Annotated in this window: 16 protein-coding genes; all 16 read left to right on the top strand. The window is 73.7% G+C overall.

Going from position 1 to position 14,961, the window contains the following annotated elements:
• The first annotated feature begins 132 nt into the window (after positions 1 to 132).
• The 16 genes from rho to ACI780_RS00225 all read left to right on the top strand — a co-directional run bounded on the left by rho (position 133) and on the right by ACI780_RS00225 (position 14,912).
• Positions 133 to 2,307 carry a transcription termination factor Rho gene (gene rho, locus ACI780_RS00300; RefSeq protein WP_457000366.1) on the top strand — a complete coding sequence of 725 codons (2,175 nt, stop codon included), beginning with the start codon at positions 133 to 135 and terminating at the stop codon, positions 2,305 to 2,307.
• 143 nt (positions 2,308 to 2,450) lie between these two features.
• The gene (rpmE, locus tag ACI780_RS00295) at positions 2,451 to 2,675 is read left to right on the top strand and encodes a 50S ribosomal protein L31 (RefSeq protein ID WP_089402658.1); all 225 of its coding nucleotides are present in this window, start codon (positions 2,451 to 2,453) and stop codon (positions 2,673 to 2,675) included.
• A gap of 113 nt (positions 2,676 to 2,788) precedes the next feature.
• On the top strand, positions 2,789 to 3,868 hold the full coding sequence (gene prfA, locus ACI780_RS00290; protein WP_456870966.1) for a peptide chain release factor 1: 1,080 nt from the start codon (positions 2,789 to 2,791) through the stop codon (positions 3,866 to 3,868).
• Entirely contained in the window at positions 3,865 to 4,728 is an 864-nt protein-coding gene (gene prmC, locus ACI780_RS00285) for a peptide chain release factor N(5)-glutamine methyltransferase (protein ID WP_457000504.1), read from the top strand. The genes prfA and prmC overlap by 4 nt, the downstream gene beginning before the upstream one ends.
• 6 nt (positions 4,729 to 4,734) lie before the next feature.
• Positions 4,735 to 5,376: an L-threonylcarbamoyladenylate synthase gene (locus ACI780_RS00280; protein WP_456870967.1), complete on the top strand. Its 642-nt coding sequence runs from the start codon at positions 4,735 to 4,737 to the stop codon at positions 5,374 to 5,376.
• 197 nt (positions 5,377 to 5,573) lie between these two features.
• Positions 5,574 to 6,872, top strand: coding sequence for a glycosyltransferase family 4 protein (locus ACI780_RS00275; protein ID WP_457000365.1), 1,299 nt, complete (start codon positions 5,574 to 5,576; stop codon positions 6,870 to 6,872).
• Positions 6,869 to 7,345: a hypothetical protein gene (locus tag ACI780_RS00270; protein ID WP_457000363.1), complete on the top strand. Its 477-nt coding sequence runs from the start codon at positions 6,869 to 6,871 to the stop codon at positions 7,343 to 7,345. The genes ACI780_RS00275 and ACI780_RS00270 overlap by 4 nt, the downstream gene beginning before the upstream one ends.
• Positions 7,346 to 7,475: 130 nt before the next feature.
• Positions 7,476 to 7,688 (top strand): AtpZ/AtpI family protein, encoded by a 213-nt coding sequence (locus ACI780_RS00265; RefSeq protein ID WP_456870970.1) that lies wholly within the window; start codon positions 7,476 to 7,478, stop codon positions 7,686 to 7,688.
• Entirely contained in the window at positions 7,685 to 8,512 is an 828-nt protein-coding gene (gene atpB / locus ACI780_RS00260) for a F0F1 ATP synthase subunit A (RefSeq protein ID WP_456870971.1), read from the top strand. The genes ACI780_RS00265 and atpB overlap by 4 nt, the downstream gene beginning before the upstream one ends.
• 94 nt (positions 8,513 to 8,606) lie before the next feature.
• The gene (gene atpE / locus ACI780_RS00255) at positions 8,607 to 8,834 is read left to right on the top strand and encodes an ATP synthase F0 subunit C (RefSeq protein ID WP_456870972.1); all 228 of its coding nucleotides are present in this window, start codon (positions 8,607 to 8,609) and stop codon (positions 8,832 to 8,834) included.
• A gap of 46 nt (positions 8,835 to 8,880) precedes the next feature.
• Positions 8,881 to 9,462 carry a F0F1 ATP synthase subunit B gene (locus tag ACI780_RS00250; RefSeq protein ID WP_456870973.1) on the top strand — a complete coding sequence of 194 codons (582 nt, stop codon included), beginning with the start codon at positions 8,881 to 8,883 and terminating at the stop codon, positions 9,460 to 9,462.
• Entirely contained in the window at positions 9,462 to 10,280 is an 819-nt protein-coding gene (locus ACI780_RS00245) for a F0F1 ATP synthase subunit delta (protein WP_457000360.1), read from the top strand. The genes ACI780_RS00250 and ACI780_RS00245 overlap by 1 nt, the downstream gene beginning before the upstream one ends.
• A 68-nt stretch (positions 10,281 to 10,348) precedes the next feature.
• A complete protein-coding gene (gene atpA / locus ACI780_RS00240) occupies positions 10,349 to 11,965 on the top strand; it encodes a F0F1 ATP synthase subunit alpha (protein WP_457000359.1) in 1,617 nt (538 codons plus the stop codon).
• Between the two features lies 1 nt (position 11,966).
• Positions 11,967 to 12,911, top strand: a complete 945-nt coding sequence (locus ACI780_RS00235) for a F0F1 ATP synthase subunit gamma (protein ID WP_457000358.1) — start codon at positions 11,967 to 11,969, stop codon at positions 12,909 to 12,911.
• An 84-nt stretch (positions 12,912 to 12,995) separates the two neighbouring features.
• A complete protein-coding gene (atpD, locus tag ACI780_RS00230) occupies positions 12,996 to 14,432 on the top strand; it encodes a F0F1 ATP synthase subunit beta (RefSeq protein ID WP_456870977.1) in 1,437 nt (478 codons plus the stop codon).
• A 267-nt stretch (positions 14,433 to 14,699) separates the two neighbouring features.
• Complete coding sequence (locus tag ACI780_RS00225; protein ID WP_456870978.1) at positions 14,700 to 14,912, top strand: hypothetical protein; 213 nt, start codon at positions 14,700 to 14,702, stop codon at positions 14,910 to 14,912.
• The last annotated feature ends 49 nt before the right edge of the window (positions 14,913 to 14,961 follow it).

The raw sequence follows: 14,961 nt of genomic DNA, 5'->3' as shown, positions 1-14,961 counted from the left end.
TTCCTGTCGACGCACCCCCGCTCCGCACCCACTCGATCCGCCGCTCGCCCCTGTCCCGAACCCCTCGGACGGGCGGCGCCGGGTCACCTCCTGCGCCGGTAGGCGCAGGTCACCGCAGGGAAGGACCTGTACGTGAGCGAAACCACCGACCTCGCGACCGCCGGCGCCCCCGAGGGCGCTGCGGGCGAGGCACCTGCCGTCTCTGGTCAGGCGGGCCGATCCCGCCGGCGCGGCAGCGGGCTGGCCGGGATGCTGCTCCCCGAGCTCCAGCGACTCGCGTCCGAGCTGGGCATCTCCGGCGTCGGCCGCATGCGCAAGGGCGACCTCGTCGCCGCCATCTCCGCCCGTCAGGTCGGCGGGACCCCGGGCAGCGTCCCGGCGCCCGGCACCCCGGCCGACGAGCCCACCGGCAGCGGCGCGCCGGCCGCGCGCGGTGTCGCCGCCACCGCGACCCCGGTCGAGGCCCCCGTCAGCGGCGGCGCCAACGGCGGTCCGCTGACCGCCGCACCCGCGAGCGCCCCGGCCGCCGACGCCCCCGCGACCGAGGGCGCGCCGCGCCGCCGCCGTGCGGCCAGCCGTCCCGCCGGCGCGCCGGCCGGCACCGACGCGGCCCCCGCGCCGGCCGAGGTCCCCGCCGCGGACGCCGCGACGACCCCCGCCCCGCCCGCCGAGCGGACCGACCGTGAGCGCGCCGAGGGCGAGCGCACCGACGGGGAGCGCAGCGACGGCGAGCGCACCGACGGTGACCGTCCGGCGCGCAACCGGGACCGCAACCGCACCCGCGACGGCCGGGAGACCGGCCGGGACGGCGACCGCGGCCAGCGCGACGGCCGCGACGGCGAGCGGGCCGAGCGCCCCGCCCGCGACGGTCGTGACGGCCAGCGCGACGGCCGCGACGGCGAGCGCGGCCAGCGCGACGGCAACCGCGACGGCAACCGCGGCGACCGCTCCGAGCGCAGCGGTCGCCCGGACAACCGCACCGACCGCGGCGGCGACACCCGCACCGATCCGCGCCCCGACACCCGCGGCGACGCCCGCAGCGACGAGGACGACGACGACTTCGAGGGCGGCCGCGGCCGCCGCGGGCGCCGCTACCGCGACCGCAACCGCCGCAACGGGCGCGACCGGTTCGACCAGCCCACCGAGCCCACCGTCAGCGAGGACGACGTCCTGCTGCCGGTGGCCGGCATCCTCGACGTCCTGGACAACTACGCGTTCGTCCGGACGTCGGGCTACCTGACCGGCCCCAACGACGTCTACGTCTCCCTGTCGCAGGTGCGCCGGCACGGCCTGCGCCGCGGTGACGCCATCACCGGCGCGGTCCGCCAGCCGCGGGAGGGCGAGCGCAAGGACAAGTACAACGCGCTCGTCCGGCTCGACACGGTCAACGGCCTCGACCCCGAGCAGGCGCGCAACCGCCCGGAGTTCACCAAGCTCACCCCGCTCTACCCCCAGGAGCGGCTGCGGCTGGAGACCGACCCGCACCAGCTGACCACCCGGGTCATCGACCTGGTCATGCCGATCGGCAAGGGGCAGCGCGCCCTCATCGTGTCGCCGCCCAAGGCCGGCAAGACGATGGTGCTGCAGGCGATCGCCAACGCGATCACCACGAACAACCCCGAGTGCCACCTCATGGTCGTCCTCGTCGACGAGCGGCCCGAGGAGGTCACCGACATGCAGCGCTCGGTGAAGGGCGAGGTCATCGCCTCGACCTTCGACCGGCCGCCGTCGGACCACACCACGGTCGCGGAGCTGTCCATCGAGCGGGCCAAGCGCCTGGTCGAGATGGGCCACGACGTCGTCGTCCTGCTGGACTCGATCACCCGCCTGGGCCGCGCCTACAACCTGGCCGCGCCCGCCAGCGGGCGGATCCTGTCCGGTGGTGTCGACTCCACGGCGCTCTACCCGCCCAAGCGGTTCCTCGGCGCCGCCCGCAACATCGAGAACGGCGGCTCGCTGACCATCATCGCCTCGGCGCTGGTGGAGACCGGGTCCACGATGGACACGGTCATCTTCGAGGAGTTCAAGGGCACCGGGAACGCGGAGATCAAGCTCGACCGCCGGCTGGCGGACAAGCGGGTCTTCCCGGCCGTGGACGTCAACGCGTCGGGCACGCGCAAGGAGGAGATCCTCATGTCGCCCGACGAGCTGGCCATCGTCATCAAGCTGCGCCGGGTGCTCGCCGCGCTCGAGCCGCAGCAGGCGCTGGAACTGCTGCTCGCCCAGCTGCGCAAGACGCGCAACAACATCGAGTTCCTCATGCAGGTCCAGAAGAACACGCCGGGCACCGCGCTCGACGAGCGGTAGCGGCAGCCCACCGCAGGCGGGGTCCGGCCGGTCAGGGATACTGGTCGGCCGAGCCCCGCGCCACCGCCGCGAGGACGGCCGGAATGCCCGGCCGGTCCCCGGCGTTCGACCACCTGAACGGCCCAGACCCCGGAAGAGGCGACATGAAGCCCGGCATCCACCCCGACTACCACACCACCACGGTGACCTGTGGCTGCGGGAACACCTTCACCACCCGCAGCACGGCCCCCAACGGTCAGCTGACCGTCGAGACCTGCTCGGCCTGCCACCCGTTCTACACGGGCAAGCAGCGCATCCTCGACACCGGCGGCCGCGTGGCCCGCTTCGAGAAGCGCTTCGGCAAGCGCGGCGCCCCCGCCGCCAAGTAGCACCCCCGACGGCGCCCGTCCCACCTCCCGTGGGGCGGGCGCCGTCGTCGTGTCCGCCCCACGCGTGCACTTCCGCGGAAGTGCACGACCGTTCCCGTCCGGGAGGTCCTGCGATGAGCAGCCCCACCGACGCCGCGCCCGACCGGCTGCGCGGGCTGCTCGAGGAGCACGCCGCGCTGGAGACCGAGCTGGCCGACCCCGCGGTGCACGCCGACCAGGCCCGCGCCCGCCGGCTGGGCCGCCGCTACGCCCAGCTCGCCCCGGTCGTCGAGACCGCCCGCGCCCTCGACGCCGCCCGCGAGGACCTCGACGCCGCCCGCGAGCTGGCCGCCGAGGACCCGACCTTCGCCGAGGAGGCCCGCGGCCTCGAGGCCCGGATCGACGAGCTCACCGACCGGCTGCGCGAGCTCCTCCTGCCGAAGGACCCCGACGACGACAAGGACGTGATCCTCGAGATCAAGGCGGGGGAGGGCGGCGCGGAGTCGGCGCTGTTCGCCGGCGACCTGCTGCGCATGTACCTGCGCTACGCCGAGCGCCGCGGCTGGGCCACCGAGGTACTCGACGCCGTCCCCGCCGAGCTCGGCGGCTACAAGGACGTGTCGATCGCGGTGAAGTCCCGCACCGACGAGGGCATCTGGTCGCGGCTGAAGTTCGAGGGCGGCGTGCACCGCGTGCAGCGGGTGCCGGTCACCGAGTCGCAGGGCCGCATCCACACCTCCGCCGTCGGCGTGCTCGTGCTGCCCGAGGCCGAGGAGGTCGACGTCACCGTCGACCCGAACGACCTGCGCATCGACGTCTTCCGGTCGTCGGGCCCCGGCGGGCAGAGCGTGAACACCACCGACTCCGCCGTGCGCATCACCCACCTGCCCACCGGCATCGTGGTCAGCTCGCAGAACGAGAAGAGCCAGCTGCAGAACCGCGAGTCGGCGCTGCGCGTGCTGCGCTCCCGTCTGCTGGCCGCCGCCCGCGAGGAGGCCGCGGCCACCGCCAGCGACCAGCGCCGCAGCCAGGTCCGCACCGTCGACCGCAGCGAGCGGGTGCGCACCTACAACTTCCCCGAGAGCCGCATCTCCGACCACCGGGTCGGCTTCAAGGCGCACAACCTCGACGCCGTGCTCGACGGCGAGCTCGACCCGGTCATCGACGCGCTCACCCGCGCGCACACCGCCGAGCTGCTGGCGGCCGGCTCCTGAACACCCGCACGCTCCTGGCCGACGCCGCCCGCCGGCTGGCCGACGCCGGCGTCGAGTCCCCGCGCGTCGACGCCGAGCTGCTGCTCGCCCACGTCCTCGGCACCTCCCGGACGGCGCTGCTCACCCGCGGCGACGTCGACGACGACACCGCCGCCCGCTTCGCCGCGCTGCTCGACCAGCGCGCCGGGCGGGTCCCGCTGCAGCACCTCACCGGCCGGGCGGCCTTCCGCCACCTCGAGCTCGCCGTCGGCCCCGGCGTGTTCGTGCCCCGGCCGGAGACCGAGCAGCTCGTCGAGTGGGCGCTGGGGCGGCTGGCCGGCACCGACGGGCCGGTCGTCGTCGACCTGGGCAGCGGGTCGGGCGCCATCGCGCTGTCGGTCGCCCACGAGCACCCCGGCGCGCGGGTCACCGCCGTCGAGCGCGACCCCCAGGCGGTCGAGTGGACCCGGCACAACGCCGCGCAGCGTGCCGCCGCGGGGGACCGGCCGGTGACCGTGCTCGCCGGCGACATGACCGACCCGCGGCTGCTGACCGACCTCGACGGCGCTGTCGACCTCGTCGTCTCCAACCCGCCCTACGTGCCCGACGGCGCCCGGGTGCCGCGGGAGGTCGCCGACCACGACCCGCCGCTGGCGCTGTGGGGCGGCCCCGACGGCCTCGACGTCGTCCGGGGGCTGCTGCGCACCGCGGCCCGGCTGCTGCGTCCCGGCGGCGCGCTCGGCATCGAGCACGCCGACCAGCAGGGCGAGGCGCTGCCCGCGCTGGTCCGTGGCACGGGCGACTTCACCGACGTCGCCGACCACCCCGACCTCGCCGGGAGGCCGCGGTTCACCACCGCCGTCCGGCGTCGGGGAGACTGACCGCCCGTGGCCGACCTCTACGACTGCACCGACCCCGAGCAGCGCGCCGCGGGCCTCGACGCCGCCGCCGCGGCGATCGCCCGCGGTGAGCTGGTGCTGCTGCCCACCGACACCGTGTACGGCGTGGGCGCCGACGCCTTCTCGCCCGCCGCGGTCGCCGGGCTGCTCGCGGCGAAGAACCGCGGCCGGGCGATGCCGGTTCCGGTGCTGATCGGGGAGGCCTCGACCCTGGCCGGGCTGACGCTGCGCGTGCCGCGCTCGGCCTCCCGGCTGGCCGAGGCGTTCTGGCCCGGCGGGCTGACCCTCGTCGTCGAGCACGCGCCGTCGCTGGCCTGGGACCTCGGTGACGCCGAGGGGACCGTGGCCGTCCGCCTGCCCGACGACGACGTCGCCCGCGACCTGCTGCGCCGCACCGGCCCGATGGCCGTCTCCAGCGCCAACCGCTCGGGCCGCCCCGCCGCGACGTCGGCCGACGAGGCGGCCGCCCAGCTCGGCGAGCACGCCGCGGTGGTGCTCGACGGGGGCCCCCGCGCCGGCTCGGCGGCCAGCACGATCGTCGACTGCACCGGTCCGGTGCCGCGGGTGCTGCGGGTGGGCGCGGTCGGCGTCGACCGGCTGCGCGAGGTCCTCCCCGAGCTCACCGACTAGATGGAGGACCCCGTCCTCCCCACCCTCCGCAGGCTCGGGACGGGGCCGTTCCACTCGGTCACGTCACGCTCCGGGACCGCCTCGGGCGATACCGTGGAGGGACCGCCCTGTCGTCTCGCCCCGGGAGCACCGTCGCGATGAGCTCCTCCGCCGCGCGCACGGCCCGGGTCCCGCACGGGGCCGGGCGGGGCTGAGCCGTGCGCGAGTACGCCGTCGTCCTGCTCGTGGCCGCCGTGGTCACCTACCTGGCGACCCCGGTGGTGCGGGTGGCGGCGGTCCGGCTGCGGATGATGGCCGCGCCGCGTGAACGCGACGTGCACGTGATCCCCACCCCGCGCGGGGGAGGGGTGGCGATGTACCTCGGCGTGGCCGCCGCTGTGCTGGTCGCCACGCGGCTGCCCGCGCTGCAGCGCACGTTCGACGACTCCCAGACCGCCGCGGTGCTCGTGGCCGGCGGGCTGATCTGCCTGCTCGGCGTCCTCGACGACAAGTTCGGCCTCGACGCGCTGACCAAGCTGACCGGGCAGATCGCCGCGGCCGGCGTCATGGTGCTGCTTGGCGTGCAGCTGGCGTTCCTGTTCCTGCCGGTGGCCGACATCGGGACCATCTCCTTCGGCCCGGACGTCGGCGTGCCGCTGACGATCCTGCTGACGGTCGCGACCGTCAACGCGCTGAACTTCATCGACGGCCTCGACGGGCTGGCCGCGGGCGTCTCGGCGATCGCCGCGCTGGCGTTCTTCGCCTACAGCTACAACCTCAGCGTGGTGGGCTACGACGAGGTGGCCAGCGCCCCCGCCCTGGTCACCGCGGTGCTCGCCGGTGCCTGCCTCGGGTTCCTGCCGCACAACTTCAGCCCGGCGCGGATCTTCATGGGCGACTCCGGCTCGATGCTCGTCGGGCTGGTGCTCTCGGCGGCCGCCGTCAGCGCCACCGGGCGCGTCGACGCGCAGACCTTCGACTCCGCGGCCAGCCTGCTGCCGCTGGCGCTGCCGCTGCTGGTGCCCGTCGCGGTGCTCTCCATCCCCTTCACCGACCTGCTCCTGGCCGTGGTCCGCCGGACCCGCCGCGGGCAGTCGCCCTTCTCGCCGGACAAGATGCACCTGCACCACCGGCTGCTGGCCATCGGCCACTCGCACCGCCGGGCGGTGCTGACCATGTACTTCTGGGCGGCCCTCCTGTCCTTCGGCGCGGTGGCACTGTCGATCACCGGCGGGACGGCGGAGCTGCTCGTCGTGATCGGAGTCCTGCTCGCCGTGGGTGTCGTCGTCGTCCTCAGCCCGCACACGCGGCGGGCCGCCCGCGAGGCCCGGGCGGCCGAGATCGCCGCCCGGCGACGGCGCAGCCGGGCCGCGCACCCGACCGCCCGTGCGAGCCGCGCCCGGGACGGCCGGCCCGCCGGCCCGGAGGTCCCGACCGCGCCCTCGTCGTCGCCCGGGCCCGCCGCGCCCGGACCGGCCGCGCCCCGCGCGGCCGGCGCCGGCCAGGGGCTCCGGTGAGCGCGCGCCGTCCGGGGGCGGAGGTCCCCTGGGACCTGTCGTTCCTGCGCGTGGGTGCGCTGGTCACCGGCACGGTCGCCGTCGTGGCTGCGCTGGTCGCGGGGGTGGTCGCCGGCTGGGCCGACGCCGCCGGCGTGCTGGTGGGCGCCGCGGTGGTGACGGCGTTCTTCGTCGTCTCCGGCGTCGTCATCGCCTGGGCCGGGCGGATCGACGACAGCTTCACGCTGCCCGCGGCGCTGGGCACGTTCTTCGTCAAGGCCGTCGTCCTCTTCGGGATCCTGAACGCGCTCCCGGAGGACGGCTGGCTCGACCGGCGCACGATGGCCTGGGCGGTGATCGTCGGCGCGCTGCTGTGGAGCGGCGTCCAGCTGCGCTGGGTCTGGACCCGGCCGCTGTACTACGTCCCCCCGCCGCCGCCACCCGGTCAGGGGAGCCTCCCCCCGGCACCGGACGGGACCGCGACGCGCGGCTGATAGTGTCCCGGCGATGGCCGAGGACGACCCCGTGCGCGGGGACACCCGGCCTCGACCTGCGCGACCATCCGCTCCCCGGGGCAGTGGTGCCGAGACGGGTTACGCCGTCATCGGGACGATGATCTCCGGGATGGCCGTGTGGGGCGGGGCGGGCTGGTTGCTCGACCGGTGGTTGGACACGCGGGTGTTCGTGCCGGTCGGGATCATCCTCGGCATGGCGGCGGCCATCTACCTGGTCGTCGCCCGGTACGGCGGGCTGCCACCGACACCCGGTGCACCCGAGAAGAGCGACACCCCGGGCGGACGACGGAGCCGGCCCAGGACGCAGAAGGGACAACGGTGACCTCCAGCGCCCTCGCGCTCGCTGACGTGCTCGCGGTCGAGGAGAGCAGCGGGGACGGTTTCCAGGCCCCCGGTCTCAGTGAGTTCTACCCCGAGCCCATCGCCGAGTTCTCGGTGCTCGGCATCGACTTCGCGATCACCCGCATCACGCTGATCCTGTGGATCGCGACCCTGGCGATGCTGGCGTTCATGCTGGCGGCCTCGCGCCGGCCGCAGATCGTGCCGGGCAAGCTGCAGTTCGTCGGGGAGAGCGGTTTCTCCCTCGTCCGCGACGGCATCGCGCGCGACGTCGTCGGTCCCAAGGGCCTGCCGTTCGCCCCGTTCCTGGCGTCGCTGTTCTTCTTCATCCTCGCGAACAACCTGATGGCGATCATCCCGTTCGCGCAGATCTCGCCGATGTCGCTGTTCGCGTTCCCGCTGGTGCTCGCCGGCATCTGCTGGGTCCTCTACATCTACATCGGCATCCGCGAGCAGGGCGCCGGCCGCTACTTCAAGGACATCCTGTTCCTGCCGGGCGTGCCCAAGCCGATGTACGTCCTGGTCACGCCGATCGAGATCCTGCAGAACTTCGTCGTGCGGCCGTTCACCCTCGCGGTCCGGCTCTTCGCCAACATGTTCGCCGGCCACATGCTGCTGGTCGTCTTCTCGCTCGGCGCGGTCTACCTGTTCAGCCGGGACAACTTCTCGATCGTGTTCGGTCCCGTCTCCGCCCTGATGGCGATCGTGATGACGTTCTTCGAGCTGCTGGTCATCTTCCTGCAGGCCTACGTCTTCACCGTGCTGATGGGGACCTACCTCAACGGCTCGATCGAGGCCGAGCACTGACGGCCTGAGCGCACCACCCCGATCGCACCACCCGCACGACCCCCGCAAGCCGCCCGGCGGACACCGGGCGACGACACAGGAGGAACACCCCGTCATGGATCTTTACGCTGAGCTGACCGGCAGCATCGGCTCCGTGGGCTACGGCCTCGCCGCCATCGGCCCGGGCATCGGCGTCGGCATCGTGTGGGCCGCCTACATCCAGGCCACCGCCCGCCAGCCCGAGTCGGCCGGCCTGACCCGCACCTACGCCTTCCTGGGGTTCGCCCTCTCCGAGGCGCTCGCGCTCATCGGCTTCGTCGTCCCCTTCGTCTTCGGCACCTGATCCCCGCCTCCGGGTAGGGACACTGACCAGACGGGACACTGAGACCATGAGAATCCTCGCCGCGGAGAGCGAGAACCCGCTGCTGCCGCCGCTCGGTGAGATCATCATCGGCCTGATCGCGTTCGCGGTCGTGCTGTTCGTCTTCTTCAAGTTCGTCGCGCCGCGCTTCGAGCAGGTCTTCCGGGCGCGCCGCGAGGCGATCGAGGGCGGCATCGAGCGGGCCGAGGCCATGCAGGCCGAGGCCAGGGCCGCGCTCGAGCAGTACCGCGCCCAGCTGGCCGAGGCGCGCACCGAGGCCGCGCAGATCCGCGACCAGGCGCGCGCCGAGGGGCAGCAGATCCTCGAGGAGCTGCGGGCGCAGGCACAGGAGGAGTCGGCGCGGATCGTCGCCCGCGGCGAGGAGCAGCTGGCGGCCAACCGGCAGTCGGTGGTCAACCAGCTGCGCGGCGAGATCGGCGCGCTCGCGGTCGACCTCGCCGGCCGGGTGGTGGGCGAGTCCCTCGAGGACGAGGCGCGCCGCCGCGGCACGGTCGACCGGTTCCTCGACCAGCTCGACGGCATGAGCGCCGGGGGTGCCTCCGACGGCCGGACCGGCAGCACCGTGTTCGTCCCCGGGACGGACCGCTGATGGACGCCGCCAGCCGGGAGGCGCTCGCGGTCACCCGCGAGCGCCTGGCGGCGACCACCCGCGGCGCCGCGGGTCCGGGGCTGCTGGCCCTGGCCGACGAGCTGTTCGCCGTCGCGCGGCTGCTCGAAGGGCAGGTCTCGCTGCGCCGGGCGCTGTCGGACGCGTCGGTGAAGCCGGTCGACCGCGCGGGCCTGGCCCGCCGGATTCTCGGCGGGAAGGTCTCCGAGGCCACCGTCGACCTGGTCGAGACGACGGCGCGGCAGCGCTGGTCGCGGCCGCTGGACCTCGTCGAGGCCACCGAGGTGCTCGCCACCGAGGCGGGCCTCGACGCGGCCGAGGCGCGCGGCGAGCTCGAGGGCGTCGAGGACGAGCTGTTCCGGTTCGGCCGGATCGTCGCCGGCGACCCGGAGCTCTCCCGCATCCTCTCCGACGACCGCGCGCCCGCCGCCGGCAAGACGGCGCTGCTCGACCGGCTGCTGACCGGCCGGGTCAGCCCGGTCAGCGAGCTGCTGCTGCGGAACACGCTCACCGCGCGGCACGTCGGCAACGCCGAGAACCGGATCGAGCGGCTCTCCACCGCGGCGTCGGCGCGGCGCGGCCGGTCGGTCGCCCACGTCACGACCGCGGTGCCGCTGACCGCCGCGCAGGAGCAGCGGCTGCAGGCCGTGCTCGGCCGGATCTACGGGCGGACCATCGGCCTGCAGGTCACCGTCGACCCCGCGGTGCTCGGCGGTCTCGTCGTCCGCGTCGGCGACGAGGTCATCGACGGCAGCGTGGTGAACCGACTCGAGGCCGCCGGCCGCCGGCTCACCGGCTGACCCGGCGCCCACCCAGACCACCAGAGACCACCCAGCAGCACCACCCAGCAGGGAAGAGGACGCGACCCATGGCCGAGCTGACGATCTCCGCAGACGAGATCCGCAGTGCCATCCAGAACTACGTCACCGAGTTCTCCCCGGACGTCTCCCGGGAAGAGGTCGGCATCGTCACCGAGGCCGGCGACGGCATCGCCCGGGTCGAGGGCCTGCCCTCGGTCATGACCAACGAGCTGCTCGAGTTCGAGAGCGGCGTCCGCGGCCTGGCCCTGAACCTCGACGTGCGCGAGGTCGGCGTCGTCATCCTCGGTGACTTCGCCGGCATCGAGGAGGGCCAGCAGGTCCGCCGCACCGGTGAGGTCCTCTCCGTGCCCGTCGGTGACGGCTACCTCGGCCGCGTGGTCGACCCGCTGGGCAACCCCATCGACGGCGGCGGCCCGATCGCCAGCACCGGCCGCCGCGCCCTCGAGCTGCAGGCGCCCACCGTGGTGCAGCGGCAGTCGGTCAAGGAGCCGCTGCAGACCGGCATCAAGGCGATCGACGCCATGACGCCCATCGGCCGCGGCCAGCGCCAGCTGGTCATCGGTGACCGGCAGACCGGCAAGACCGCCATCGTCACCGACACGATCATCAACCAGCGCGAGGCCTGGGCCACCGGTGACCCGGCGCAGCAGGTGCGCTGCATCTACGTCGCGGTCGGCCAGAAGGGCTCGACCATCGCCGCGATCCGCGCCTCCCTGGAGGAGGCCGGCGCGATGGAGTACACGACCATCGTCGCCGCGCCGGCCTCGGAGTCGGCCGGCTTCAAGTACATCGCCCCCTACACCGGCTCGGCCATCGGCCAGCACTGGATGTACGAGGGCAAGCACGTCCTCATCGTCTTCGACGACCTGTCCAAGCAGGCCGAGGCCTATCGCGCCGTCTCGCTGCTGCTGCGCCGCCCGCCGGGCCGCGAGGCCTACCCCGGCGACGTCTTCTACCTCCACTCCCGGCTGCTGGAGCGCTGCGCGAAGCTCTCCGACGAGCTGGGGGCGGGGTCGATGACGGGCCTGCCGCTCATCGAGACCAAGGGCAACGACGTGTCGGCCTACATCCCGACCAACGTCATCTCGATCACCGACGGGCAGATCTTCCTCGAGACCGGTCTGTTCAACTCCGGTGTCCGCCCCGCCATCAACGTCGGCATCTCGGTGTCCCGGGTGGGCGGCTCCGCGCAGATCAAGGCCATGCGCTCCGTGGCAGGCCGGCTGCGGCTGGACCTGGCGCAGTACCGCGAGCTCGAGGCCTTCGCCTCGTTCTCCTCCGACCTCGACGCCTCCAGCCGCGCCACCCTGGACCGCGGTCAGCGGCTGGTCGAGCTGCTCAAGCAGGGCCAGTACCAGCCCTACCCGGTCGAGCGCGAGGTCGTCTCGCTGTGGCTGGGCACCACCGGCAAGCTCGACCGCATCCCGGTGAGCGACGTGCGGCGGTTCGAGTCGGAGTTCCTCGACCACATCGCCCGCGCCGAGCCTGGCGTCTACGACGAGATCCGCACCTCGCGGGTGCTCGGCGACGACGCCGTTAACAGCCTCGAGCGGGCCGTGAACTCGTTCTACGGCCAGTTCACGACGTCGGACGGCAGCTCGCTCGACGACGACGACGAGGGCGGCGCCACCGCCCAGGGCGTCTCGACGGCGAAGAGGGCCTGACGTGGCCGGATCGCTGCGCGCGCTGCGGCGCCGCATCCGCTCCACCCAGTCGACGAAGAAGATCTTCTCGGCGCAGGAGCTGATCGCCGGTGCCCGCATCGTGCGCGCCCAGGCCCGGGTGGAGGCGTCCAAGCCCTACGCCCGCGAGATCACCCGCGTGCTGTCGGCGCTGGCGTCGTCGGCGTCGCTGGAGCACCCGCTGCTCAACGAGCGGACCGGCACGGGGCGCGCGGCGGTCCTGGTGGTCACCTCCGACCGCGGGTTCGCCGGCTCCTACAACGTCAACGTGCTGCGCCGCACCGAGGAGCTCCTCGGCACGCTGCGCCAGCAGGGCAAGGACCCGGTGCTGTACGTGATCGGCCGCAAGGGCGAGACGTACTACTCCTTCCGCGACCGCGCGGTGGAGGAGACCTTCACCGGGTTCTCGGAGCAGCCGGCCTACTCCGACGCCCAGGAGGTCGGCCGGGCGCTGATCGACGTCTTCGCCCCCGTCGACGACGCCGGCCGCAGCGCCACGGTGGACGAGGTGCACATCGTCTACACCGAGTTCGTGTCGCTGCTGAGCCAGGTGCCGGTCGCCCGGCGGCTGGCCCCGGTCGACACCGAGGAGTTGCAGCGCGACGACGAGGAGTCCGGGGACGGCGTCGGCATCGGCCCGTCCGGCGTGCCGACGTCCTACGAGTTCGAGCCCTCGCCCGACGCGCTGCTCGACTCGCTGCTGCCCAAGTACGTCACCACCCGCATCTACGCGGCGCTGCTCGAGGCGGCTGCCTCGGAGTCCGCGTCGCGCCGGCGGGCGATGAAGTCGGCCTCGGACAACGCCGAGGAGCTGGCCAAGAACCTCTCCCGCCAGGCCAACCAGGCCCGGCAGGCCGAGATCACCCAGGAGATCAGCGAGATCGTCGGCGGCGCCGACGCGCTGGTCAGCGCCGGCGCCGACGACTGACCCCCTCCGTCCTCCGCCGCCGCGGCGGCGGGAGGACACTGGACTGCGAGACCACCGAGGCCCGAAGGGCAGGAGAGCACCCCCATGACCGTCACCGAGGACCGTCCGACCACCCAGACGACCGGCCGCGTCGTCCGGGTCACCGGCCCGGTCGTCGACGTCGAGTTCCCGCGCGACGCGATCCCGGACCTGTTCAACGCCCTGCACGTCGACGTCACCCTGGCCGACCTGGGCAAGACGCTGACCCTCGAGGTCGCCCAGCACCTGGGTGACAACGTGGTCCGCACCATCTCCATGGCCCCGACCGACGGCCTGGTCCGCGGGGCCGACGTCCGCGACACCGGCGCCCCGATCAGCGTCCCGGTGGGGCCCGAGGTCACCGGTCACGTCTTCAACGCCCTCGGCGAGTGCCTCGACACCCCCGGGTACGGCCAGGACCTGCCGCGCTGGTCGATCCACCGGCACGCGCCGCGCTTCGACCAGCTCGAGGGCCGCACCGAGCTGCTCGAGACCGGCATCAAGGTCATCGACCTGCTCACCCCGTACGTGGCCGGCGGGAAGATCGGCCTGTTCGGTGGCGCCGGCGTGGGCAAGACCGTGCTGATCCAGGAGATGATCCGCCGCGTCGCCCAGGAGTTCGGTGGCGTGTCGGTGTTCGCCGGCGTCGGCGAGCGCACCCGCGAGGGCAACGACCTCATCACCGAGATGACCGAGTCCGGTGTCATCAACTCGACGGCGCTGGTCTTCGGCCAGATGGACGAGCCGCCGGGCACCCGGCTGCGGGTCGCGCTGTCGGCGCTGACGATGGCGGAGTACTTCCGCGACGAGCAGAACCAGGACGTGCTGCTCTTCATCGACAACATCTTCCGGTTCACCCAGGCCGGCTCCGAGGTGTCCACGCTGCTCGGACGCATGCCGTCGGCCGTGGGTTACCAGCCGACCCTCGCCGACGAGATGGGTGAGCTGCAGGAGCGGATCACCTCGACGCGCGGCCACTCGATCACCTCGCTGCAGGCGATCTACGTGCCCGCCGACGACATCACCGACCCGGCGCCGCACACCACGTTCGCCCACCTCGACGCGACGACGGTGCTCTCCCGGCCGATCTCGGAGAAGGGCATCTACCCGGCCGTCGACCCGCTGGACTCCACCAGCCGGATCCTCGACCCGCAGTACGTCGGGCAGGAGCACTACCAGGTCGCCCAGACGGTGAAGCAGATCCTGCAGCGCTACCAGGAGCTGCAGGACATCATCGCCATCCTCGGCATCGACGAGCTCTCCGAGGAGGACAAGGTCACCGTGCAGCGCGCGCGGCGGATCGAGCGGTTCCTCTCGCAGAACATGTTCGTCGCCGAGGCCTTCACCGGTCAGCCCGGCTCGTTCGTGCCGCTGTCGGAGACCCTCGAGGCCTTCAAGGCGCTCACCGAGGGCCGCTACGACCACGTGCCCGAGCAGGCCTTCTTCATGTGCGGTGGCCTCGAGGACCTCGAGCGCAACGCCGACAAGCTCAAGCGCGGCTGACGCCACACCGCCCCGGCGACGGCCGGGCACCCTCCACGGGGTGCCCGGCCGTCGCCGTCTCCCGGGTCCGGGTGCAGCCGGACCCGCCGGAGTCCGTGCTCGGCCGATCACCCAGCGTCGGGACCGGCCACGGCGCGCCCGATCGGGTGGTTGGACACCGGACGGCGGTGGGCAGGTGTGTGGCGCACAACCCTCAAGCGCGGGAGCCTTTCTGCCGATCGAGCAGACGGCGCCCGGAGGGACCGGTCGCGCGGCGCAGGAGACACGATGGACTGGCTGGACGGGGCGAGCGCTCAGGGCACGGTGAGCGGACTGCCGGTCGCCACCCCGGACCTGGAGTGGTCCTGGCCGCCGTCGGCTCCGGTCTCCCACGTCACCGACATCCGGTACGACACCGAGGAGTGGGCCCCGGCCTCCACGGTCCGCCACCCGTGGGTGCGTGTCGGTCGCTGGACGCTGCTCTACCGCCGGGCGGCCTGACGGAGAGGACCCGTCCCGGACACCGTGGGCCCCGCCGCTAGAGTGGGCG

The organism is Geodermatophilus sp. SYSU D00814 (assembly GCF_054050055.1).
Note: the sequence above shows the minus strand (reverse complement) of the source record. Positions and strands in the feature narration are given on the sequence as shown.